This is a genomic window from Synechococcus sp. UW140 (assembly GCF_900474295.1).
GTDB lineage: Bacteria > Cyanobacteriota > Cyanobacteriia > PCC-6307 > Cyanobiaceae > Synechococcus_C.
In genome coordinates this window covers 1-22,697 of the sequence record NZ_UCOB01000004.1, presented here as the reverse complement: position 1 = coordinate 22,697, position 22,697 = coordinate 1, and the positions used below count along the sequence as shown (strand labels likewise).

The following is a 22,697-nucleotide window of genomic DNA, read 5'->3' as shown; positions in this document are numbered from 1 at the left end:
CAGGCGCCTGGGCAGGATCACTGCTTAATCCAGAGCGGTTTCAATCACATTCATGGCCCGCAGATAGGCAGGGGGTTGGCCAAGATCGTCCCCCTCGTCGAGGGCCAAATCATCACGGATGGCCTTACGTGCGTTATCGGCGATCACCGCGTTGACGATGAGATCCATCGCCTCCGGCTGCTGCAAACTCTGCAATGCCTCTGCATAACGTCGGCTGTGGGTCGGACGCACAGACTCCTGGCAATACGTGGAGAGTTCTCGACTGTCCGTCATCACCGATAAAGCCACATCCTTCGTGGAAGGTATGCCGTAGATCGCCATATACAGCAAGTTGACCATCGACGCGTCATGTACAGGGATGGCGTACTTGCGCACGATCTGAGGCCAATAACGCAACGCCTTTAAACCTTCGAGGCCTCCTTTACTGAGCCCCTCTTCTTCGCACCAGCCCTCTAGCTCCTCCATCGAAGCCGGACAACGCTGAAGCTCGCGCATCCGATCGGCAAGCACCTGTCCCGCCTGGAAGTTGCGTGTAGGCCGACCGGAAACCGGCAACATCATGCTGCCGCGCACATCGGCAACCATTGCCGTGAGTTGGGCGAAGGTATGGTCCCGAACCTTCTCCATATCGCCACCACGCACCAAGGCCGCCTCAATACGTTGCACCCCATAGCCGAGCTCTGTCAGAGGGAAGGGTTGACGGTTGTAAAGCCTCTGACGATCACGGCGCGCCATCGAGACCGTTGCCGCTTGGTCGAGGCACTGCTCGAGTAAAAGGGTGAGCAGAGTCGGTAAGACCCCAGGGTTCTCCTGGTGATAGGTGTAGCCAAAGCCAGCAAACACCGAAGACATATTCTTCGCAGCCTTGATGTATTGCCCCTCAACGTTGTGCACGCCAGGGGAAACCTGAATGTTCGGTGACAACCGATCGAGCATGCGTGCGCCAAGCAGCGCTGTGAGCGCATTGGGATGGCAGAAGTTTGCCGTGAAGCTGTCGAGTGGATTGCGTAGGGCACCGTGCCGATGGAATCCAGAAAAGAAGGCGAGATTGGGCTCTCGTTCACAGAGCACATAGGACTCGTTCTGAATGTGATCGTGACTGAAGGATCCGGCCAGACAGGCCAGCACAACGTTTTCGCGACCGAGCTCCTGTCGCAACCTGCAGGCCTCCTGCAGGTCTTCCTCAATGTGGTTGCTGTTGGCCGCCAACACCACCAGTTCACACTCCCGAATCAGATCGCTGAGGGTATTGGGCACCCTCTCGCCAGCGACGGCATGGCTGGCCATCCGCTCCATCGCATCGACGTGGTCTGAATCCATCCCATCCAGTGCGCTCGCTGGGAAGGCCCCGAACAAGGCGCGACCTGGGCGAGGCGCCAGCATCAGACTATTTTCTGATGCCTGCTGCATCGCGCAGTTGTAGGCCAGTGAAGCGGGGTATAGGCCAACGCTGTACAGACCGACCTTGCCTCGCTCAAGATCGAGGATGCGTTGCTTGATCAGATCGGCATCCAGGCTGCGAGGGAAGAAAGCATTGCTGCGAAGGCCATTTTCAAGCGTCATCCGTCCGGTCAACTCACTGGCGCGATGATCGCCTCACACCCTAATCAGCAAGACCAATGACACTCACCCTTTACGGCGGTCAGCGCACAAGAGCATCGATGCCGCGCTGGTACATGGAAGAGAAAGAGATCGCCTACAAGCTGGTGGAACTGGATCTGAAGGCCAATCAACACCGCCAAGCGGACTTTCTGGCGATCAATCCTTTCGGCAAGCTGCCAGCCATTGTGGATGACAGCCTCTGCGACAACGAAGGACAACCGTTGAAGCTCTTCGAAAGCGGTGCAATCCTTCTCCACCTTGCAGACCGTCACAGTCAAGACATCCAATCCGATGCCGAGCGAGCCCTCACCAGCCAATGGCTGCTGTTCGCAAATGCAACCTTGGCCATTGCCCTGTTCGTGCCCAGCAATCGGGAACGCGAATTCCCGCGCCTGATGGATGCGCTCAACCAGAGACTTGACCCAGCCCAGCCTCTTGTGGGTCGCCAGTGGGGCGCCGCCGACTGTGCTGTGCAAGCCTACCTGGCCTACCTGCCGATGTTCTTCCCCGAGCTCGACCTCAGCCCTTACCCGACCATCCAAACCCTGATCGCCTCAGTGCAGCAGAGGCCCGCCTACCGGAAAGCGATGGGACTGCAAAGCTGAGCGCGTTCGCAGGCAAGAGCAGATAGGCCACTTTGCCTATAGCACACCTCGTGACAAGGCTCTATGAAGTGATGACTCGCCATGCGCGAACGCATCCATCGCCATCTCATTCACAACGTCTATGCACTGCTCGCCATCCTTCAGCCGTACGTCGGCCTCTAACCCTCAAGCCTGGTCATCATCGCGATCAGGACGAAGCTCCCAAGCCTTTGCAAAGCTTGTGGCTGCTGGGTCATTGCATGACTTGATGGTCGAACAAGAGGTGAGGTTGCTCCAACGCTGCAGCAACGTGGCCAGCTGAAGCTGTCTGGCGCAAACAGGGATCACTCCACCGGCTCACCCTCAACACTGATCTCAAAGTCAATGCCGAAGCGATGCGCGGTAAGCCGAAAACGCCTCGCCAGCTCAACGAACAGCTTTTTCACCAAGGCATCGTCGAATTCATAAATCTCGAGGTTGGCCGTCTTGGCCACAGCCTGAAGATCCTCGATTAATTTCTCAACCCGAGGAGCGAAGACCTTGCCGAACCGGGCCCGCTTCTCTTCGGAACTATTGAAATCAGGCAAGCCAGCCATCGCTGAATTGTGACGCCCACCATTTTGCCAGTGGCATCTTCGCAATCCAATCAGATCAAATCTTTTCCAAGCCGAAGCGTCTTGAGGTCCTAGCTCCGGACCGTTCAGAGGTGATCAGCAAGGGTTCCACCGCCGACCTCACTCAGCCCTCCTGATGCGTTCCAGCGGTGCCCTGATGGCGTTGGTGATCAATGTCATCCATTGGGCAATGTCTGAGCAACCTGGCCATTTGCCGTAGGGTCCCTGCGGCAGCCAGGATCTGACTCTGCATCCATGCACTGGTGGTGTTGATTGACCACCAGGCTGAGCAACGCTAGACACGAGCCCCTCTTACCTCGCGACACACCTTGCCACGACTGACATCTGACGAGCTGCTCAATGAGCTTTCAGGCCTTGAAAACCTCTTGATCGTTCAGGACCTCGATGGGGTCTGCATGGATCTGGTCAAGGACCCTCTGACGCGCACCATCAAGCGGAGCTATGTGGAAGCCGTGGCGCGGATGGCAGGCCGATTCTCTGTGCTCACCAATGGCGAACATGAGGGCAAACGGGGAGTCAATCGGCTAGTTGAGCGAGCCCTTGGCAAGACTCAGCATCCAGGCCGTGATGGCCTCTACCTGCCGGGACTCGCCGCAGGTGGCGTACAACTTCAAAACAGCCATGGAGAGCTGTCGCACCCTGGCGTCAGCGAAGCAGAGATGACCTTTCTGGCGGATCTACCCAAACGCATGGAAGCAGGTCTTCTCCAGCGTCTACCTGCCCTCATGCCGTCCCTCACCGGAGAAGAATTGCAGGCAGAGGTGAGCAAGGCCGTGCTCGACACCCAGGTCTCTCCCACCATCAATCTGAACGGACTATTCAGCCTTTGCCGCGATGACGTCAAGCTGCAACGCGCCCTGCAGGCCATGCTGCAAGACCTGATGGAAGAACTCCTCACGCTCGCAGCGATGGAGGGTCTAAGCGATGCCTTTTTCCTCCATGTGGCCCCGAATTTAGGTCGGGATGCTGAGGGGAAGGAACGCTTGAAACCAGCTCAGGAAGGTGATGTGGGTTCTACCGACATCCAATTCATGTTGCGCGGTGCGATCAAGGAAGCAGGCTTGCTCGTGCTTCTCAATCGCCACATCGCCGCCCGCACGGGCAAGGCCCCGCTTGGGGATGATTTCAATGTGAGAACGGCACCACAAGAGCATCAAGCGTTGATCAGCCTCTGTGAGCAGGCCATTCCCAAGGAGCAAATGCCAGTGCTTGTCGGGGTCGGTGACACCGTCACGTCCACCCCGACCGCAGAGGGAAACGGCTGGCTTCGTGGAGGGAGTGATCGCGGCTTCCTGATGCTTCTGCAGGACATCGGTGTGCGCTACAGGCAACCGAACCGTGTGGTTCTGGTGGATAGCAGCGGCGGTGAAGTCGATCGCCCTAGCCTCTCCAACAACAGCCTTACTGGCATCAGCGATCCAGAGGATCCACTCCATTTCGATCTGCTCATGCCAGGAGGTCCAGAGCAATACGTTGCCTGGTTCCAACAACTGGCGACACGCACCTAGGGAGTAGACCGGGCCACCACCCGAAGCATGAATGGCAGCGCTGTGATCGATGGTTTCCCACCGCTGACCCACTCAGCTTGTTCCTCACTCCAGAGGCGTTGACCGGGAACGATCAAACGCGACTTCGAGGCATGGTCTGGCAGATAGGCCGCCTGAAAACCCTTGGCACGCACAAACAAACGCAAATCAGGGAACAGCACACCATCAGCAGTTTCCACCACCTCGAGTCGACCGTCCTTTCTCAATCCGTAGACGATGCGCACATCGGCCATCGTCATGGCTCCATACACACCCTTGTAGTCAGCCGGTGGGGTCTCAAAGGAATGGTGAAAGGCATGCAATCCACCGATGAAGAGGCGGAAGTGATCTGCGGCTGAAGCGGTGAATGGCCCGAAGCCAAACGTGAGTGTGCCGTCGTGACGAATGCCAATGAAGGCACGACCAGCGGCAGCAGCTCGGTTGCCAGCTCGAATCAGTCGGTTGGTGAGCTTGAGGTCTCCATGGAGGACCATGCCGAGAGGTTGATCGGGATGGCCTTTTTCAAAGGTCGGTCCAGTGAAAAAGAGCAGCGCCTCAGGATCCGTGTTGGCATCAAACTCCCGGCTCCAGCCTTCGTAGTAGTGAAGGTCGATCCAACGAGGATCAAGGATCACGCTGGAATAGGCGATGGTGAGCTCACTGCCGTCCTCCCTCTCAATCTCGAGGGACTGATCAGGCATAAAAACCGCGATCTCACTGGGAGAAGGGGCTGGCGGTAGATCCGGAGAGGGATCGACGCCAAAGCTTGTCAAGGGAAGCTTGGGCGACTGCTGCAGCCAGGACGGTGCTGACAGGAGGGTGGCAGCCACGGCACCAAAGACCGCTGAAGTCAGCGCTATCAAAGCCAGCCAACGTCGCCGCACTCGAATGAAAGCGTGAGAACAAATCCTGTGGTCAGGGTCGGGGCTGCCGGCACCACTGTCAACGTCAATCGTGGCAATGATCTCTCAGAATGAGGCCTGATTCGGCCTACCACTGATCAGCGTCTCTCCAACGTCTACCGACTGCATCACCACCACAGCGCCCTTCCCAACACTGACGCGAGGAGCTCTGAGAACACTTCAAGTGAATCTCGGCTACCGCTGCAATCAGAGCTGCAGCCACTGTCATGTCAATGCCGGACCCTGGCGCACCGAGATGATGGCCGAATCGCAGGTGACATTGATCCCCCGCGTGTTGGAACATCTCAACCTGCAGGTGCTGGACCTAACAGGCGGCGCACCGGAACTGCATCCCCTGTTTCGCCAGTTGGTTCGAGACGCACGCCGGCTTGGAGTGGAGGTGATCGACCGCTGCAACCTCACCATCCTCAACGAACCGGGGCAGGCCGATTTAGCAGCCTTCCTTGCCGACCAGAGCGTGCATGTGGTGGCATCCCTTCCTTGTACCGAAAAGGGTCGGGTGGACGACCAGAGGGGCCAAGGGGTGTTTGAGCGCAGTCTCGAGGCACTGCACCAACTCAATCAGCTCGGATACGGAGACCCCAGCACAGGCCTCAGCCTGGACTTGGTGTACAACCCAGCCGGTCCCAAGCTTCCACCGGCCCAGAATCAGCTTGAAGAGCATTACCGGCAGGCACTGCTAAGCGACCACGGCATCCGCTTCAACCATCTGCTCACCATCACCAACATGGCGATCGAACGCTTCGCCAGAGAGTTGGAACGGAGCAATCAGCTGCAGAGCTATCGGGAGCTGCTGCGCCAGTCATTCCGGACGGAGAACCTCGAGGCGGTGATGTGCAGGTCCCTGATCAGCGTGAACTGGCAGGGGAGACTCTTTGACTGTGATTTCAATCAGCAACTCGGGATCGCCTGCGGCGGCAATGTTCAAACCCTTGAGAATCTGTTGAGCATCCCTGCACAAGAGCTAGAGCACCAGGCGATCACCGTCGCCGAACACTGCTTCGGCTGTACCGCCGGCAGCGGTTCCAGCTGTGGGGGGGCTTTGAATGGAGGCAGTAATACCACCTAGGGTCATCCCAAACCACCTTCTGGCTCGATGAGCGCATCAGCAGACACAGGACCTGCCCACTGCGGCAGCAAGCCCAAGCGCTTCGCTATCGGCATCGCCCCGCTTGGCACTGTGTCCATCGGCATCGTGCCCATGGGGGTGGTTTGTATCGGTGTCGTGCCGATGGGAGTTGTCTCCATTGGCGTTGTCGCCATGGGCGTGATCAACCTTTCAGTCGTAGGCATGGGCCTCTTGGCCGTCGGCGTGAACACGATGGGGATCTGGACGGCGGGCCCGGTGAGCATGGGGCTGGTGCAACTCGACGGAAGCAAGAGCCACGACCACCAATTGCACAACCACACAACATCGGCACAGAAGTCAGAGCCATCAATGGCCTACCCCAGTCGGGAACAGGCCGAAGAGGAAGCGAAGAAGATCGGCTGTCAAGGGGTGCATGCCATGGGAGATCTCTGGATGCCCTGCGAACACCATCCAGGCACTGACTGACGGATCAGGCCGACCGAGACACTTAGCGACAGTCTGGGCAGATCCCTCTGACGTTCAGGGTCGATTCGATCAGGTCAAAACCATGTTGATCGGCCGCCGCTTGGCCTGCAGAGATCACAGGAACACTTTCGAACTCCTCCGTGCGACCACAGCGGATACAGACCAGGTGATGGTGATCGCAATGATCCGCAGAGGAAAGCTCAAAGCGGCGGCCGGCCTCGCTCAGTTCCAGCTCTTGGAGGAAACCCATGTCCACCAGCAGCCGTAAGGTGCGATAAATCGTTGCCAGTGAAACCTTCGCTTCACCTTCGAGTAACTGCTGATGCACGTCTTCAGCACTGAGGTGCCGACCTGCGCCCATGCGCTCAAAGAGATCCAGAATGCGCAGCCGTTGGGGAGTGAGACGGCGACCGTCCTGATGTAATCCCTGCTGAAGGGGCTCCTGAACCGGTGTCGAAGACGAACTCGTTGCCATCGTCATTCGATATGGTCTTCTCAAGAGTAGCCACTAATGAGAGCGCCCGTCAGCCCTGCAGGTCATGCGTGTTGTCCAGCTCAGTGACCCGCACCTGGTGAGCACACCATCAGGATGGGTTCGCCAGCGTCCGGCATTGCAGCACTGGCAAGGCTAGATGCCTGAACGCAGCGATGTCACGCTGCTGGCTTGCCCATCCACGCTTTGCGCCTTTCCGGCACTACAGGCGTGCCCACTAGGACGCAGTCAGCTGCCTGGCGGTCGCCTGCTGGACCTAAGCAGCAATGGGCGCCTCATACACACACTGCTGAGATGGCCGATGCCCAAGAGAGGTTGAATCCCTTCGGCCAGTCGGCTTAAGGTGCTGAGACTCTTGATGGTCCATTGCCGAAAGCCTCGAGTGGATCCTGGGACGTGCTGATGCGATGCATCGCCAGTGCCCTGTTTCTGCTTGCCCATGGGCTTCTGGTGCTGGAGCACATTGCCATTGGCACCGCCTTGCATGGGATTGCCGAGTTGTTTCTCGCCCCATGGGCAGTGCGTCATCGAGCCTGGGACATCATCGTGATCGGTGTGATCTTCTGCGTCTTCGATCTGTGGGGCACCGTTCGACTGACCACTGCCATCGGCTGAAAACCCACCGCCTTAACGACGGCTCTGCACTGTTTCGACCCACCAGCGCTTCACCACGCCGCCAAGCTGGCTGGTCTGACTTGAACGCTGCGAGATTGGAATCGTAACCACCGAAAGCTGACGTCCATTGCGTCGGTAATCAAATCGGCAGAAGCCATAACCAGTGCCCGAACAAGCGGAAAGGCTGGAGAGAGGCACACCAGCTCGACGCTGATCCAACGCCATTGGTTGTTGCTGGGGATGGGGCCTCCAACCTGAAGCGAGCAACACAGCATCGGCCTCGAGAATGGGTTGCCCAGCACTCAGCGGGAGCACACCACGCGGCTGCGCAAGGGCAGCCGGCATGACGGCGGCACTGACCACCATCAGCAGGGCTGCGATTGAGAATCGAGGCATGGTGGAGATGGCGGTTGCCACTCACTCCATAGCCATGACATGCGAAAGCTGGCCATTCGAGGCTGAATCATGAGTACCAGTGCAGGAGGCAATGCAACACTTCAGCGGCTTGCCCCCTATTTAGTGGCCAGGCCCCGCCGCGGTGTCGTCGGCAATAGCCCGCAGGCAAGACGACTAAGGGAGGCGATACATGAGGCCTCAACGGATCGCCATCCCCAGGCAGTTTTGCTGGTGGGTGAACCGGGGCTTGAGAAAGACAACCTCGCAGCACTGATTCACTTTGGATCCAAACGAAGGCATCAACTGATGCTGCGCGTGGACGGGGCCCAGATGCGCAGTGATGGCAGTGAGCTCTTCGGGCGGCAAGGGGACCATGAGCCGGTCCCGCTTCTGGAGCTGGTGGGCGAAGGCAGTCTTCTCATCGACAACTTCGAACAGCTCGAAGCGCCTGTGCGCCAAAAGATTGTGGAGATGGCAGCCAATGGCCGATGGCAATCTCCCGGGCTGGAGCGCAAACCTCAGACTTTTCGGGGACGGCTGCTGATAACCGCCGAAAGCGCCATCCCTGAGTTGTCACCGCTTACGCAGCTGATCCGAGTGCCACCACTACGGGTACGACGTCAGGATCTCGGAGATTGGTTGCGTTACGGCATCCGACAACAGAGTGGCCGCCTGGGCTGGAAGAAGCCACCCAAGCTGCCGATTGCAGTGGTGAAACAACTGCAGAACCATGACTTTCCGAACAATCTGCGCGAGCTCGAGGCGTTGGTCGAGCGAGCACTCCAGCAAGTGCGTCGCCAAGGCAACAGTCCGAAGGCGTTGCCAGAGGACGTGTTCTGGACGTCACCAAGGCAACAGCATTCACGGTTTGACCTGTGGGCATGGAAACCAAAGTTGCGCAACTGGATGCGCGCACCTCAGCTCTGGAATCTCCTGCTCTTTGGAATCGTGAGCTGGCTATTTGTTCTGGTCAATCTTTGGTTGTGGTTTGGCCCCCAAGACAGGGATCACAACGGAGCACTCAATTTGTTTTGGGCCTGGTGGTGGCCACTGATTCTGCTCAGCTTTCCTGTTGTGGGCCGGTTGTGGTGTTCGTTCTGCCCGTTCATGGTTTGGGGTGAACTAAGCCAGAAGCTGGCACGGCGGTTGGGCTGGACCCCATCCCCATGGCCACGTGGTGATCACGATGCCTGGGGTTCAAGATGGCTGGCCGGTGGATTTGCCCTCATCCTGCTCTGGGAAAGCCTCTGCGATTTGCCTCAGAACGGGCAACTCAGCAGTTGTCTGTTGCTGCTAATCACAGCAGGAGCCGTGATCGGATCGATACGCTTCGAAAAACGCTTCTGGTGCCGTTATCTCTGTCCAATCGGTGGCATGAACGGGCTGTTCGCCAAATTGTCCATTTTGGAATTACGCGCCCAAGCCGGAGTCTGCAGCGGAAATTGCAGCAGTTACGCCTGTTTCAAAGGAGGGCCCGCTGAAGGGGAGGGACTACAGACATCAGGTTGCCCACTTGGGACCCATCCCGCCCATCTCCGCGATAACCGCAATTGCGTGTTGTGCATGACCTGCGCACAGGCCTGTCCGCATCGGTCCGTACGCCTAGCGATCCGGCCACCTGCTGCCGACCTTCAACGCGACATGGTGATTCCCAACGGTGAACCTGGCCTGGTCTTGGTCCTAACCGGGAGTATCTGCTTACAGCAATGGCAGAAATTGTGGGACTGGACTGGTCTAACGCCAAGCTCGATCACAAGTGGACCTCTGCTACCGCGGTTAGCAATCGCATGCCTCAGCCTTGCCCTACCGGCGGCGGTTTATCTCATGGCCCGGATGATCATCAACCAACAACGCCTAGAACACACGCTCTATGGCTTCTTACCAGTGCTGTGGGCACTGTTGCTGGCCTCCCATCTACCGATAGGGATGAGGGAGGCGGGGATGTTTCTACCCGTCAGCATGGAGGGCCTACAGGCGTTGCCTCCGTTGGGGCTGCCAAACTGGCAAGCTGATCCCCATGTGATCCGGTTCTGCCAGAGTGCAGTCGTCACAGTGGGAGCTCTCGGCAGTGTTGTGGTGCTGAGACGAATGCTGTGCAACCAACGCAAAGCTTGGTTGGCAGCCTGCATGGTGCTGACCGCTGTTGCGGGCTGCGGCAGATGGCTCGTTGGGAGCTGATCGTGCACCAAGGCGGCAACCCGCTTTGGGAGCAAATCCTCAAGCCAAGGGATGATGATGAAGCTGCTGCAGAACTCGGGCCGCAAGACCACGAGAAACACTGCGATGAACAAGCAAGGAGCAGACCCAGTCGAACAATTGAGGATTAGAAGGATCCTTGGCCAATTGATCTCTTAGCAGGAGTAGTTGCTGCAAGTTCTCACAACCACGCAAGGCATCAATGAGCGTGTCTTCAGACACTGGAGCCTTGGGTGCAGAGGCAACAGTCATGGCAAACGCCTGATTCGATTCAACGCTAAGCCAGCGAGGGGAGAGACCTGAAGGCCAATGGCGTGCAAGAAAATTGCCTCGGAAACGAAAAACCAATCCTGATCGGCTATCAGAGAGAACACGATTATTGGCGATAGAAAAATAATCCCCAGGGGGGGCTGCCGCATCAGCAATCAAGGGCCACGAAGAAGCAAAGCGAGATGGACTCGGCAGAAGGAACAGCTTCGTTTACCTCAGCGAGTCAGCTCATGCAATGAGTCATTCACCCCTGGCGGATGTTCGGGTTGTTACACACACTGGAAACAGGGAAATGCTCCTGAGCAAACATAACGGCTCTGAGGGGGGCCGTTTTTTATGGGTGCTCTGAGCCGAGAGAAGCAACCTGAAGCGCAAGCGAGAGTGCCTGAATCAGACGAACTAGGGCAGGTTGAGACGAGCACGCTCAACGAACAGCCCAAGTGAGACGCAAACCATCGGCTCTGAACGGGAAACCGCGACGACTGGACCTGCAAACAACATTTCAAAGCGAGATCCGCATCAAAGGCGAATGAACACGAATCAAGGGCCGCGCAGGTAGTCGATAGCGACGATACCCAGGCGGACCATTAAGAATGCCAGGAGGGGAAGTCGGGGCCAAGCGAACAGAGCCAGGCCGATAACGAGGAGCAGCCGGCACCAGGCGGGGGCCCACGTCGCGACGAAGGACGCAACGTTCTAGGCGGTACGAAAAGCGATGGAACCTTCCGCAACCATCAGCGGCCAGAGCAGGGGCAGCAATAGCGAAACATGCACTGACACCAAAAAGGACGAAGCCGAGGTGTCGACTGGCAGGCTTGGAAGGCATGGCTCGCAGCACGATGAGGTTGAAACCCCGAGGTGCCTAGTTTCTGGTTCAAGCCATTGAGCAGGGATGACTTAGATCAATGGTTGGCGTGATCGTGCTCACAACCAGAAGTTCTGGTACGGATCTGAGCCAATCTGAAGAGCAATCACACATGGGCGTCACTCGTGACAAATAAACGATCAACAGATTTAGTCGACCATTCCTGGACAGCACCATTAGTCAAGGAGTAGCGATCACCACAGCATGTGCTGACGTCGAGAGCCCAAACAAAGATTCGCTTGCAGGAGCCAGCCTGAGACAAAACAACGGCCAGATCATGACCAACCAGAAAAGGTGGGCTAGGGAGGAAAAGGCCAGCACGACAGAAGCGTGAAACGTATCCGTGAAGCGAAACAATTGCAGAAACCATGAATCAGGTCGGAATTGCCCCATCAAGATGGGAACATTGGGACACCGTTGCAGTGCAGCCATTCAAATAAGAATGAAGGAGCAGGGGCTGGGGGAAAGATTCAATCTCGCGACAAGGCGCAAATGCTGTGATCGCTAGACAGCCCACCACTGATTGCGAATATCGAGCAGAGGCAGATCAGCGATTGCGAAGTAGTCAAAATCGATCAAGGGATCAACAAGGCAGGCTTTACCTCGCTGAATGGCGCTTGCGACTCTGGAAATTCCATCACCAGAGGAAAGGGCCAAGCCAAACTTGTCGGCACCATAAAAACTATGAAGAAGACCAGTCTCCAAGATAGAAATTGCACCTATAAATCCAAGCGTTGCTCCAGGCGAGGCACTGGAGGAGGCCATGAACGATGTCACCTCCAACTCACCAATTGGAGTGGTGTCGTAACCGGCAATCAAATGAATCCAATCATGATGTGCCAGTGCAGCGTTACCAGCTCCAAGCTCACCAGGAAGCTTAAAACCTCTGGCTTGGTAGAACTCCCAGAGACTTCTACCAAGACTGTATGGAGGCAAAAACTGAAGTTGATTCCATTTAGAAAACTCTTCTGAGTCTGCTTCAACACACAACCCATAGGCATGATCACCATACTGTTGCACAAGGTGCTGAAAGGCAGGATCATCCTGATGATCACCCTTGCCAATCCAATTTAATCGATAAAAATCAGAGGTCGCCTGCGCGATCGCATTACGGGCCAAGTCTCGTGACATCAAGAGACAGTCACTTTGAACGTCAAGGGTTTCAGACCAGGTGTCAATATCATCAGCCAATGCTGCAGGGATGGGGTTGCAAAGCATCTCAAAAGCGATGAGAAGCTCGAGTAACTCCTGTCGCTCGCCAGGAGTGTTCAAACTTGTAGTGACAAAAGCTGGAGCAAGACCAGGATGAGAATTGAAGTCAATCTCGGCACCGAGAAGCTTCAGAAACAACGAATGCGCCAAGTCAGCTTGGGAAGGGGCATACCAAACACCGTCAGGACGATGCACCTGCACCAGTGCTGAGGCGAGAAGAGAAGCCTGCTCTGGCGAGTTATGAACTAAAAACATTAAAACCCCTACAACAAATCGAGCCAAGTCTATCGACATTGAATAAGAAGGCCTAGCCCTAAGTATTCACACAAAGTGGACGGATCAAAAATGCTCGCCTGAGATGAAAGGAAACAATCGGAATGGCGGCGATTAGGGATGCAGAGCAAAGGGAGTGCGCTGACAGAGACCAACGCAACAGCGCACGCAAGGCTGGATGAAGGAGAAGGGCGCAGAGAATAACGAGCGCCGCCATGGAGAGTCGAAAGGGTGCCCAGCCAACGCAGGTCAAGGGTTGCAAGACACAAGAGAGGGAAGCACAAATATTGGCGGTTCCAGGTATGCAGAGAACGACAAGCTCCACAAACACCAATGATGAGACGGAGAGAGACGTTGCGAATAGAGGCTTAAACTGGAATCAATCCAGGCAGTCACTAAATGCCTGCACCTCGTTTGCGACTGAGCGATAGCGCTCCTGAAAATAATCTTCCCTTGCCTGATTAGCTCGATGCTCCGCTTCACGCGCTAAATGTTCAAGATGAGCATTTTGCTTCTTACGGGCTATTTGGCCAATTTTGTACATGGTGATGGAATTCAGTTCACAGAACCTAAATTCAAAGCCAATAGAGCGAGGAGCATCTTTACCGAACTTCGCGCATCGATGAAGTTGAGTAAAAACTGTGATCCATGATACAGATAAAAGCAACAAGCAGAGCGCAATTGTGCTTGACGAAATCGACAGTCAATACACGTTCAAACACGATAGATAGGTCCCCAGGGAGGCACTAGGACGATTGAAGACCCTAAGAGTAAAAGGGATAACCAACGCGAAGCAAGACAGAACAACGTCGCCCAAGACAACGAAAGGGCTGACAAGCCAACAAGAAACGGAGTCTCGCAGGAACGAATGATCGTCATGACCGAGGAAGCCAAGAAGGAGACAAACGAGGCAATGCAAGGCTTGAAACATAGAAATGAGAGCCCGTATCAATGCTCAAATCTGGTCCTCAGTGCCGTTAACCAGCATTGGGAGCATGAGATGGCGCAAAGAAGGTTGAAAAACAGACCCAGAAAAGGCCAAATCCCGATCAGTCCGGCACACTACAAGAATCGGATGCCAACAGTGAGGCGAAGGTGAGTCAGGATCAAGATCAGGGAAAGAACAAGCCAGTGGGAGATGGGCGCTCCAACGAGATGACGGGGAAGAAACCCGAGGGAATGGAAATCGAGATGCGCTCCGAAGAGGAGAAGGCTCTAGCGCAGCCAGAAGGAGACGACAGGCTGAAAGCAGCCCGGGCCATGACTTACACAGAGATGATGAACAGCGGCATACAGCGTTTAGGCTGAAAAGGCAATTGAGGCATCATTGGTATCTGCAACAAGGGGCAAGACAAGTCAGCAAATCTGTGAGAAGGTCAGGTTTTCAAGCTTGATTCATGCCGAAAGGGTATTGGGTGTGCACCGGTACAATTCACACTCCGCTGGGCATGGTGCCCTACATCAGCAAGTTCACAGCTTGGCTAGCGACAGTCAATGCAAGGATTTTGATCCGAGACCTTAGCAGTGACGTAAGAGAAGGTAGCCCAGGTACGGTGAACGTGATTGTAGAATTTGACTCAAAAGAAAACGCAATCGATGCTTATGAATCTGAGGAATACCAAGAGCTCATCAAACTCAGAACGCCTTACTCCGAACTAAGCCTAACCATAACCGAAGAGCTGAATGATTAAGTGGCTGATAGCTGGGCGATCAGGAGATCGCCCTTGTCGCACCAAAAGCTTATTTGCACAAAAGAGGTATCGTACAGAATCAGGGAGACAAGAGCGCATTAATAGCTAGTGGCATATTTTACCAATATGAAATCACCTATGGAATCAATCCATTTGGTCATCTTTTGGTGGTTTAATCAATTCACCTGTCTGCCAAGACACAACAGCAAAGCTGCCAACAAAGACAAGCGAAACAACCGCCAGAAACAGCACGGTGACATTGCTGATTTCAAGCTCACCGAGCATGAAGGCAACAGTACTGATCATGATCCAGTGCAATGCATGTCAAATGTTAGACACCCATTTGTGGTTTCGACGAAAGGCATGACAAGTATGGAAACAGAAACAACAGCACAATCTGAAGCGAAAAGCACACAACGGAGAGGCCCTGTTCAGGACATTAGATCAAATCGATGGTCATGCTCGCAGTGAGGCTCCAATTGATCCCAAATCCGTGACTGACATTACTGACGCCCCCTGATGCGCGTCGAGGTGAAGACCAGCTTGAGCTGGGGGGGGGGGGGGGGGGGGAGAGCGGGAAGGATTGCTAGACATGAGCTAGTGATGCAAAAAACCCAAATGCAACGAGCTGCATTGCTGTTTTGTCTCGGGCTTCTTGCTTCAGGGTTGTCACAAACGTCTGCGAGAGCCTTTGACGATGACGGCTTCGAGGGCTGGGTCAAAAGCCGAAATCCCGCAGAATTGTGCGAACTGTTTCTGAGTGGGATGATTGATGATGAAGATTTACCCTCAGGCCGAGCACAGGATCCCTGCGTTGGTGTTCACAACAAGTGATGTTGAGTCAGATGAAACCACAAAGTGAAAGGCTTAGGGATTAAGAGTGATCAACATGTGAGCCATTGCAGAACTAAAACTGGCAGAGATTGCTGCTAACAAGAACGACACTGGAGGCCATCGAATGAGACAAGCCAACGTGAATTCAAGTTCCAGTATTGATCCAGCCGAAGGGAGACGTACAGCCATCACTGCAGCACTGCTTGTACTGGGAGCCATCGTCGTGCCAGTAGCGAGCCACAGTAATGACACCAATCATTGTGATCTGATCAAAGCTGCTCAGAGCAGGCTTGGAAGAAGCATGGCGATCAACCGTTTCATCATCTCCTCCAACGATGACGAGCAGGTGGTCGAAGCAGCGAGTCAGCAACTTGCCAAACAGGAATTAAGTTTTAGAGAAAATAGGCGTCAATACGAAAAGGAGAACTGCACCAGCATCTGGGATCGATAAAGAGACAATAAGGTATTACTCCATAAACCCTGTGCGGCTGAATCAGGGCATTGACTCAAAATCATGATAAGTTTTGGCGAACAGAATAACACCATTCACCAAGATCAACACGAACAAAATACAGCAAATCAACTCACACCAATCAACACAAGCAATGACCTTGATCAGCAGTCATTGGATCCCACAAAGGAAGAGCAAACCATTCAAGATCAATCAGATAGGAACTATTTGCAGGGTTGAGCTGCTGAATCCGCTTAAGCTGAATTTCGCCGAGCTTTGTCACTTGCTTGACTCATACTCTCTTAATTCTAACGGTTATAAAAAGATGACCGCCAGTGCACAGTCAAACCAAGCTGCATCGAACGCTTCCTCTCGCGAGGAGTCACGATAGTTGTGATACAAAGAAGCGATGACCCGCTTGTTCAGTTAAACCTGTTTCTGCCTCAAGCTGCACCCGTTGCCCCATGCCTCCATATCGATTGATTGGAGGCATGGGTGCTGATTAGAAAAGACCACAGCACCGCCGCGGAACTGTGGTGCTGTTTCAAGCGAAGTCAGGCTTGCGGCGGATTGATGCTCACCACTTGAGCTTCAACTGCCCGCCGTGAGGTCCTTCAAAGGTGATGCTGCCAGATTTATTGCGAGGTTCGTAATAAGGCCCCCATTCAACGGGTCTACGACCAGTCCACCAAGGACCATTTCTGACACACCGTCCTTTGCCGGCGTAGTGGTAACCAATAGCGCAGACGAAATGATCTTTACGGTGCTTGGGCTTGCAGTAACCAGCACCCAGCATTGCGCCGGTCTGGACCCAACGGGCATCAGGACCGCAATTTTGAGCTGCTTTGCCTGGCAGTGCACCAAAAGTGAACACCTGAGCAGCAGCAAACACTGCTGCTGCTACGGAATAGGGTCGAAGCATGTGGAGGCCCCAGAAAAGCTCAGCCTGATCAACCACTGGCCTTTTGTCAGGCAACTCAGGCAAAAACATTTGCCTGAGTGTTGCTATTAGTGGGAGCCACCTGTGAGATATTGAGCATCGAGCAGGCTAAAGCCCCCTCATCAGCAACAGTGACCGCGATTGCAGGTCAAAGGGATAGGCAGCGTTTTCCTGCCCTAGCCCTGGACCCTTGAAGGTTCCACCAAAGCCCTGCCCCGCATTCAGCAGATCTTCAAGCGCTGGGCTGGTGGGCAAATCACCCTTGCTGCTGCTGCACAGAACGCCGATACCTCCAGCCGTCACCAGAGGCTGAATTTCAGCCAGTTCATCGAGAAATATCAGGCGTTTGTGCCCAACCCTGGCCCAACCAAGTGGAACACGTTTATAGACCTGTGCTGCGCAACTGCGCCAAAGCCTTCGACGGCAAGCCACCTGTTGACGGTGAAGCGTTAGCGATGCAATGCCTGGCGCCATGGGAACAGGGCTCAAGAATGCGTCAGATCTCCCGCCAAAAGCTTTACGGCTTCCTGAATTTGGCGGTGCAACGCGGACACCTCAAGCCCATTTACAGACCCCCTGCAGCGCTGCCAGAGGTGCTGAAGCCCAAGCGGAACACCATTTAGACGCCGTTCTTTGGCGTGACGGGCAACTCCCCGAAAGTGATCAGCAGGTCTTTCGTGAGTTCTAAAAAGTTCGAGGAGCTCATGAACGTTCCGCCCAGCGGTGATGGTTTCACCGTTGACGCGGGCTTGATTGGCAGCCTTGTCGGCGTATCGGTCCTGTTTGCGCGTCATCGCACAGGGGGAGGTTTACAGAACCGACGCCATCAGCCAGCCTTCCCTCGATGGCAGTACGGAAAGCCCACTAAAAAGGGTGAGCCTTGAGAGGCCGCGAAAAGGAATGACTGGGGGTGAACCCTGCCCTTAGCGCTTTCTCTCATCAGCAAACCAACGCTAGCCGTCACGCGTTACGTACAAGCACCTGCAGGAACAATTGTGTGGTGAGCGCTGCATGGTCTTGCGCCCTGACCACACCCTGACCACACACGCGGTTGCGAGCAATAAAAAGCCGCCTTGGGAAGGCGGCTCAGAATCCAGTCTTTGACTGGCATTTGAAGGAGTCGGGGTAGAGGGATTTGAACCCCCGGCATCCTGCTCCCAAAGCAGGCGCGCTACCAAACTGCGCTATACCCCGATGCAACAGAGTTTAGCGGTCAGCAGGCAGACGCAATCCCTTCCCCTCCCTAGCCTGAGCAGGATTGCAGTCCTTCGATGGCCAGCGAGTGGACCCCAGGAGCCGTTGCAGCCTTGCGTGAGCGGCATGACCTTCCGTTTGTCCGCGCAGATGCGGAAGGCCGGGTGATGGAGTTCAATCCACGCTTTCACGATGTCTATGGCTGGGATGAGCAATTGATCGGTCAGTCGATCAGTGCCATCCTTCCTCAGGAATTCAGAGAGCAACATCACAGTGGCTTCTCACGCTTCAAGCTCACGGAAACATCCAAGCTGGTGAATCACCCTCTGGAACTAATCACTATCTGCTGTGATGGAACCAGTGTGCGCAGTGAACATTTCATAGTTGCTGAAAAAACAACCGATAATCACTGGAGCTTTGCCGCAACATTGCGCCCCCTGGAAGGGCCCCATGCCTGTTGACGACAGCGAAAAACAGGAGAGCGTCCAACAGGACCTTCTAGACCAGATGCGGCAGTCACTTGGATTGCTGCGGGTGGCCTTCGACAGCACTGACGAAGCCATGTTGATCCTCGATCACAAACAAACGATCCGATGGGCCAATCAAAAAGCAGCTGACCTTTGCAGCAAGGGAATGACAGCACTTCTGCTCGGCAAACCACTGAGCAAAGCCATCCCTTTTTACAGCCTGAAGGGTGAGCTTCTTCCAGCTGACTCTGAGCAGCATCCTTGTCATCGGTTTGAAGATGGCGATGGTACAGAACGTCTTCTCATCGCCAACAATGAAGATCAATCCGGTTCTACGTCTCAAACTCTGTCGCTGCTGCTGTGGAGACACATCACCAACCTCAGAGAACCCTTTCTTCTCCTGATCCTTCGTGATCTCGATCCGATAGAGCAAGCACTGCTGAAACAACGGATCTTCATTCAGGCGCTCGCCCATGAACTGCGCACACCCTTGGCCATTCTTTCGGGCAGCCTCAAGCGTTTAAGTCGAATCATTCAGAACGACAAACGAGTGCTTTCAAATCTTGAAACTGCAACATCAGAATCGAGACGTGTGTGCAAGCTAGTTGACAAGCTGATGCTTCTCTCAGACTTGGATACTGGTCAATTCAATTGGGCAATTGAGGAGACATCCCTATCAGAAGCTTTAGAGGAATGGAGAACATCCTTACCGAAAGAGAAGGCAGCAAGGATCAAATTTCGATTCGACCCAAAGTGCCGCTACGCCAAGATAGACAGACAAGCATTCTGCATTGTTCTTGATCAGTTACTCGACAACAGTTTGCACTTCAGTGATCAAAAAGCGACTGTAGAGATCTCCGCCAGGCTAGATGCTGAAACCGTGTTGATTTTCTTCGAGGATTCTGGGCCTGGGTTTACTGACACAGAGCAGGCTGAAGTCAACAGCATCTTCGAACGCTTCAAGCGTCTGGAAGAACACCGCTCTAACAGCAGACCGGAAGGCTCAGGACTCGGGCTCGCGATCGTCAACGAGCTGATGCAAGGAATGGGAGGACGTGTGGAGGTGAAGCTCCGCACCCCGAGGCCGGGACCGATCCGGCAGGGCGGTTGCATCGTTCTCAGCCTTCCTTTCAGCGGCAAAGCGCAGGGTTGTCTCATTGAGCCTCGGTAGGGGAACCCTGGAGATGGCGCTTTAACAGCAATGGAAGGACCTCAAACAGATCTGGCTTCAAGATGTAATCACAGGCACCCGCAGCAAAAACACGCCTGCGAAAACTTGGGTCCCCGTGGGCTGTGACGACAACAATCGGACCGGCATAGTGCTGGTCGCGCAAGGCATCCAAACAAGCGAAGCCATCCATCACTGGCATCATCAGATCCAGCAGAATCAGGTCGACCCGCTGGTTGGAGAGCAGCTCGATCAGCGCAGCACCGTTGTCGCAAAGCAAGGGATCAACGCCCAAATCCTGGAGTTCCTCTTCAAGCAGAGAACGGAGGCGAGGGTCATCGTCAACGACGGCAACCGAAGCAGCTTCAGTCTGTGAACACGTCTCCACCACAGGAACGGCGCAATCACCGAAAGACACTCCCATCCTGGCGCAATCTGGAGCGTCAAGCAGAAGGATGAGGGAAATGGGTCGCCTGAGATTCGAACTCAGGACCAGCCGGTTAAAAGGGGGTCGCTAATCCCTCAAAAGCCTGTCCACCACTAGAGCAATTTCCAAAAGTTTCCGCAAAAGTTTCCGCACACGATCCCTTACCCCATCTCCTCGGGCTTCTCATCACTAGGGTTCCGCCACGGTTTTCATGAAGATCTGGTCACATTTGAGGGCCTAGTCGTTCGTCGCATTCCTTTGCCTCTGAGTGGCGTCGGCCATCGCCGGAACACTGAATCGACCTCCGCGCCCAACCAGATGGCGATCACTCATTACGACGCGAAGACGGGTGAGCCCGTCGCATTTCACCACGCGATCGACGCAAGCAAGCAACTCAACAAGCGTTGCAGCGAATGGGCGCCAACGTGGAAGCAGGAGGCAGCTGGTGGGTCAATGGGGAGCACTGTTGTGCAAGAAGCCAAGGTAAGGATGAGTATCGGCGGGGCTTCTGGACCTGGTGGCACCACCTTCCTGAAGGAGAACATCGCCGGCAGCGGTGATCCTGGTGGTGACGATATCTAATCACCTGCTGCCAACACGATCACCAGCCCCGCCACGAGCGGGGGGTTTTATTGGTTTGGAGAGATGTCATCTCCTGCCCACGGTGGAGTGATTGGGAGGTTAGATGGGCGGCAGTGATGGAAGGAGCAGGTTATTCTTCGACTGCTGACTTATGACCGACGCTGACCTCACCAACGACTTCAATGACTTAGCGCCCACTCAAGAAAAGTTCGAGTGGGTCACACCGCAGCTTTCGCTTATTGAGGCGGACGAATCAGAGGGTAAACCGGACCCGTGAGTAGTCGAAGGCACTGATAGGGAATACGCCAATGGTCCTTCCTAACCAATTATCCACAACTTCACCCAGCACCATCAAAACCCAATCATTCCAACAGCTCCTACGGGACCTTTTTAATGTGCCGCTTACTTTTTGAAGAAGTAAATGATGACGGACGCGACTGACATAAAGAGAATGCCGAATGTCCATATCTGAGAGGACGTGCCACTCATCTCAAACCGGAACAACTTGTCTCTTAATTCTTTATTGCCATTGGAGAGAAGAATAGTCCCGACGATTAACAGTACTGCGGGAATACCAACTGCTAGAAGGAGATCCATTGGTTACCTCTGCGCTTCAGAAACCAGACAAGAACTCTGTAGCTGGTGTGGGCACCTTCTGCATGGCATGTAATTGGTCTTCAAGGCCTCTACGCGGGCTAACAGCTTCTGTAGGGCTTCACGGACAGGCTGATCTACTGCAGGGCCGCCAGAGGGCACAGGGGGGCTAATCACAGTGCCAGGGCCACTAGTTAGCAGCAATTCAATCGCAGTACGGATGGCATTTGTGCGGTCTATACCACCGTGTTCTTTAGCCCATGCATCAAGCCTTGCTAGCTGGTCTACGTCTAGACGGAGGCCCACATGGACGCTGTCTGGATTTCTTGGAATAGCAGCAGTATAGCCCCAGCAGTCTGTCAGTCTTTACGCATCAAGATCCCAACGGCACTCGCGCCAGCAATTAAATACAGAAGCCCCCTGGCTTGATCTCCTTGGCTGCAAGGGGATGGGCCTAGAAAGAAACAAGCACGCGTCATCTTGTCGCTACCGGTCAGTGAGGTCTGCCATGCCACCACGGCCCACAACAGCAGGAAAGAGATTTTGGTCTGAAGTGTCAATTACAAGGTTCCCTGTATAGAGACGCTGGCAGCACCCGAGAGCAGTGCAACGTTCCTTCCGCCAAATTTGTTTATCTTCTTATCCCCGCCCAGGTTATGAGCAGCACCACCAGATAGCTTTTTTAGCTCTTCTTGGCTTAGCTCTTCTGATAGCTGCTCTTCTGATTGCTGTTGAGTCATGGTCGTGGTCCTAGGGCTGTTTATTAGTGATACCAGAAACAGCTCACTATGCCTTTTGATGCGGCATGAGAAGTCGAAGGGCAAAGCCGCCTGCAATCCAATACAGCGTGCTGCGAGCACTGTCTCCTTGGATTCGCGTTGTAGGTCCTTGGTTCGTTCCCAACCAATCGTTCAGCAGCCACCATCTCCATAGTTCCCACCAGCAATGGCGACCAGAGCGATGGCATCGAGTTCGATGTCATCAAATTCTTCATCGACATCAATGGTTTTAATCAGCTCCGAGACCTCAGCTTGATTGAGCTCCAGCCCTTCCTTGGCGGCTAGAGCAATGATGCTGTTGATGCCTGCTTCTGGATTGGAAACAAACTGCTGATAGAGCTCCAGCTTTGTCGCCATCGGCATGGCGTCAGAAAGCTGCTTAAACCGTTCCAGCTTGTCCATCAGGCGTTCCTCCCGAACAACCA

28 protein-coding genes and 1 tRNA gene are annotated in these 22,697 nt (G+C 54.7%); 14 read left to right on the top strand and 15 right to left on the bottom strand.

The window, feature by feature from the left end; translation table 11 throughout:
* Positions 1–24: 24 nt before the first annotated feature.
* A complete protein-coding gene (locus tag DXY10_RS01750) occupies positions 25–1,563 on the bottom strand; it encodes a hypothetical protein (protein WP_115015452.1) in 1,539 nt (512 codons plus the stop codon).
* 56 nt (positions 1,564–1,619) lie between these two features.
* On the opposite strand from DXY10_RS01750, the gene DXY10_RS01745 reads away from it, so the two are divergent.
* Positions 1,620–2,207, top strand: a complete 588-nt coding sequence (locus DXY10_RS01745; protein WP_115015450.1) for a glutathione S-transferase family protein — start codon at positions 1,620–1,622, stop codon at positions 2,205–2,207.
* A gap of 323 nt (positions 2,208–2,530) precedes the next feature.
* Here the strand turns inward: DXY10_RS01745 and DXY10_RS01740 are convergent, their stop codons facing one another.
* On the bottom strand, positions 2,531–2,782 hold the full coding sequence (locus DXY10_RS01740; RefSeq protein WP_115015448.1) for a hypothetical protein: 252 nt from the start codon (positions 2,780–2,782) through the stop codon (positions 2,531–2,533).
* Between the two features lie 347 nt (positions 2,783–3,129).
* Here DXY10_RS01740 and stpA point away from each other — a divergent pair, with 347 nt between their 5' ends.
* Complete coding sequence (gene stpA, locus DXY10_RS01735; RefSeq protein ID WP_115015446.1) at positions 3,130–4,329, top strand: glucosylglycerol 3-phosphatase; 1,200 nt, start codon at positions 3,130–3,132, stop codon at positions 4,327–4,329.
* Here the strand turns inward: stpA and DXY10_RS01730 are convergent.
* Positions 4,326–5,177 (bottom strand): hypothetical protein, encoded by an 852-nt coding sequence (locus DXY10_RS01730; RefSeq protein ID WP_179949416.1) that lies wholly within the window; start codon positions 5,175–5,177, stop codon positions 4,326–4,328. The two genes, stpA and DXY10_RS01730, sit on opposite strands and share 4 nt — an antisense overlap.
* A 199-nt stretch (positions 5,178–5,376) precedes the next feature.
* On the opposite strand from DXY10_RS01730, the gene arsS reads away from it, so the two are divergent.
* Positions 5,377–6,339 carry an arsenosugar biosynthesis radical SAM (seleno)protein ArsS gene (gene arsS / locus DXY10_RS01725; protein WP_115015445.1) on the top strand — a complete coding sequence of 321 codons (963 nt, stop codon included), beginning with the start codon at positions 5,377–5,379 and terminating at the stop codon, positions 6,337–6,339.
* A gap of 27 nt (positions 6,340–6,366) precedes the next feature.
* The gene (locus DXY10_RS01720; protein ID WP_115015443.1) at positions 6,367–6,825 is read left to right on the top strand and encodes a hypothetical protein; all 459 of its coding nucleotides are present in this window, start codon (positions 6,367–6,369) and stop codon (positions 6,823–6,825) included.
* A gap of 22 nt (positions 6,826–6,847) precedes the next feature.
* On the opposite strand, the gene DXY10_RS01715 is transcribed toward DXY10_RS01720, so the two are convergent.
* Positions 6,848–7,300 (bottom strand): Fur family transcriptional regulator, encoded by a 453-nt coding sequence (locus tag DXY10_RS01715; RefSeq protein ID WP_115015598.1) that lies wholly within the window; start codon positions 7,298–7,300, stop codon positions 6,848–6,850.
* Between the two features lie 420 nt (positions 7,301–7,720).
* Here DXY10_RS01715 and DXY10_RS01710 point away from each other — a divergent pair, with 420 nt between their 5' ends.
* Positions 7,721–7,933 (top strand): hypothetical protein, encoded by a 213-nt coding sequence (locus tag DXY10_RS01710; protein ID WP_115015595.1) that lies wholly within the window; start codon positions 7,721–7,723, stop codon positions 7,931–7,933.
* 12 nt (positions 7,934–7,945) lie between these two features.
* Here DXY10_RS01710 and DXY10_RS01705 read toward each other — a convergent pair whose 3' ends face one another.
* Entirely contained in the window at positions 7,946–8,329 is a 384-nt protein-coding gene (locus DXY10_RS01705; protein WP_115015592.1) for a hypothetical protein, read from the bottom strand.
* A 69-nt stretch (positions 8,330–8,398) separates the two neighbouring features.
* Here DXY10_RS01705 and DXY10_RS01700 point away from each other — a divergent pair, with 69 nt between their 5' ends.
* Complete coding sequence (locus DXY10_RS01700) at positions 8,399–10,507, top strand: 4Fe-4S binding protein (RefSeq protein WP_115015440.1); 2,109 nt, start codon at positions 8,399–8,401, stop codon at positions 10,505–10,507.
* A 39-nt stretch (positions 10,508–10,546) separates the two neighbouring features.
* On the opposite strand, the gene DXY10_RS01695 is transcribed toward DXY10_RS01700, so the two are convergent.
* The 3 genes from DXY10_RS01695 to DXY10_RS14175 form a co-directional block, all read right to left on the bottom strand.
* A complete protein-coding gene (locus DXY10_RS01695; protein ID WP_115015591.1) occupies positions 10,547–10,777 on the bottom strand; it encodes a hypothetical protein in 231 nt (76 codons plus the stop codon).
* A gap of 1,387 nt (positions 10,778–12,164) precedes the next feature.
* On the bottom strand, positions 12,165–13,154 hold the full coding sequence (locus DXY10_RS01685; RefSeq protein WP_136989006.1) for a hypothetical protein: 990 nt from the start codon (positions 13,152–13,154) through the stop codon (positions 12,165–12,167).
* Positions 13,155–13,524: 370 nt separating this feature from the next.
* Entirely contained in the window at positions 13,525–13,815 is a 291-nt protein-coding gene (locus DXY10_RS14175; RefSeq protein WP_136989004.1) for a hypothetical protein, read from the bottom strand.
* Positions 13,816–14,240: 425 nt separating this feature from the next.
* Here DXY10_RS14175 and DXY10_RS01675 point away from each other — a divergent pair, with 425 nt between their 5' ends.
* Complete coding sequence (locus DXY10_RS01675; protein WP_115015432.1) at positions 14,241–14,453, top strand: hypothetical protein; 213 nt, start codon at positions 14,241–14,243, stop codon at positions 14,451–14,453.
* Positions 14,454–14,542: 89 nt separating this feature from the next.
* On the top strand, positions 14,543–14,836 hold the full coding sequence (locus tag DXY10_RS01670; RefSeq protein WP_115015429.1) for a DUF1330 domain-containing protein: 294 nt from the start codon (positions 14,543–14,545) through the stop codon (positions 14,834–14,836).
* 144 nt (positions 14,837–14,980) lie between these two features.
* Here the strand turns inward: DXY10_RS01670 and DXY10_RS14390 are convergent, their stop codons facing one another.
* Positions 14,981–15,121, bottom strand: coding sequence for a hypothetical protein (locus DXY10_RS14390; RefSeq protein ID WP_170955651.1), 141 nt, complete (start codon positions 15,119–15,121; stop codon positions 14,981–14,983).
* An 850-nt stretch (positions 15,122–15,971) separates the two neighbouring features.
* Here DXY10_RS14390 and DXY10_RS14385 point away from each other — a divergent pair.
* Positions 15,972–16,121, top strand: a complete 150-nt coding sequence (locus tag DXY10_RS14385) for a hypothetical protein (protein WP_170955655.1) — start codon at positions 15,972–15,974, stop codon at positions 16,119–16,121.
* Between the two features lie 577 nt (positions 16,122–16,698).
* Here DXY10_RS14385 and DXY10_RS01655 read toward each other — a convergent pair.
* Together DXY10_RS01655 and DXY10_RS14780 are read right to left on the bottom strand one after the other, a co-directional pair.
* Positions 16,699–17,043: a hypothetical protein gene (locus tag DXY10_RS01655; protein WP_115015588.1), complete on the bottom strand. Its 345-nt coding sequence runs from the start codon at positions 17,041–17,043 to the stop codon at positions 16,699–16,701.
* A 126-nt stretch (positions 17,044–17,169) separates the two neighbouring features.
* The gene (locus DXY10_RS14780) at positions 17,170–17,364 is read right to left on the bottom strand and encodes a hypothetical protein (protein ID WP_244281879.1); all 195 of its coding nucleotides are present in this window, start codon (positions 17,362–17,364) and stop codon (positions 17,170–17,172) included.
* A 68-nt stretch (positions 17,365–17,432) separates the two neighbouring features.
* On the opposite strand from DXY10_RS14780, the gene DXY10_RS14775 reads away from it, so the two are divergent.
* Together DXY10_RS14775 and DXY10_RS14170 are read left to right on the top strand one after the other, a co-directional pair.
* Positions 17,433–17,684: a hypothetical protein gene (locus tag DXY10_RS14775; RefSeq protein WP_244281878.1), complete on the top strand. Its 252-nt coding sequence runs from the start codon at positions 17,433–17,435 to the stop codon at positions 17,682–17,684.
* A 54-nt stretch (positions 17,685–17,738) separates the two neighbouring features.
* Entirely contained in the window at positions 17,739–17,945 is a 207-nt protein-coding gene (locus DXY10_RS14170; protein WP_136989001.1) for a hypothetical protein, read from the top strand.
* Between the two features lie 236 nt (positions 17,946–18,181).
* On the opposite strand, the gene DXY10_RS01645 is transcribed toward DXY10_RS14170, so the two are convergent.
* Positions 18,182–18,255: transfer RNA gene (locus DXY10_RS01645), tRNA-Pro, on the bottom strand.
* 77 nt (positions 18,256–18,332) lie between these two features.
* On the opposite strand from DXY10_RS01645, the gene DXY10_RS01640 reads away from it, so the two are divergent.
* Both DXY10_RS01640 and DXY10_RS01635 read left to right on the top strand, forming a co-directional pair.
* Complete coding sequence (locus tag DXY10_RS01640) at positions 18,333–18,716, top strand: PAS domain-containing protein (protein WP_115015422.1); 384 nt, start codon at positions 18,333–18,335, stop codon at positions 18,714–18,716.
* Positions 18,706–19,893, top strand: a complete 1,188-nt coding sequence (locus DXY10_RS01635) for a PAS domain-containing sensor histidine kinase (RefSeq protein WP_115015419.1) — start codon at positions 18,706–18,708, stop codon at positions 19,891–19,893. Before DXY10_RS01640 ends, DXY10_RS01635 begins: the two co-directional genes overlap by 11 nt.
* Here the strand turns inward: DXY10_RS01635 and DXY10_RS01630 are convergent.
* Positions 19,877–20,314: a response regulator gene (locus DXY10_RS01630; protein ID WP_115015418.1), complete on the bottom strand. Its 438-nt coding sequence runs from the start codon at positions 20,312–20,314 to the stop codon at positions 19,877–19,879. The genes DXY10_RS01635 and DXY10_RS01630 overlap by 17 nt on opposite strands.
* 321 nt (positions 20,315–20,635) lie before the next feature.
* On the opposite strand from DXY10_RS01630, the gene DXY10_RS01625 reads away from it, so the two are divergent.
* Positions 20,636–20,899: a hypothetical protein gene (locus DXY10_RS01625; protein ID WP_115015415.1), complete on the top strand. Its 264-nt coding sequence runs from the start codon at positions 20,636–20,638 to the stop codon at positions 20,897–20,899.
* 1,154 nt (positions 20,900–22,053) lie between these two features.
* On the opposite strand, the gene DXY10_RS01615 is transcribed toward DXY10_RS01625, so the two are convergent.
* Together DXY10_RS01615 and DXY10_RS01610 are read right to left on the bottom strand one after the other, a co-directional pair.
* Positions 22,054–22,233: a hypothetical protein gene (locus tag DXY10_RS01615; protein ID WP_136988999.1), complete on the bottom strand. Its 180-nt coding sequence runs from the start codon at positions 22,231–22,233 to the stop codon at positions 22,054–22,056.
* A 171-nt stretch (positions 22,234–22,404) separates the two neighbouring features.
* Positions 22,405–22,697: hypothetical protein (locus DXY10_RS01610; RefSeq protein WP_170955653.1), on the bottom strand; the 293-nt coding region annotated here is incomplete at its 5' end.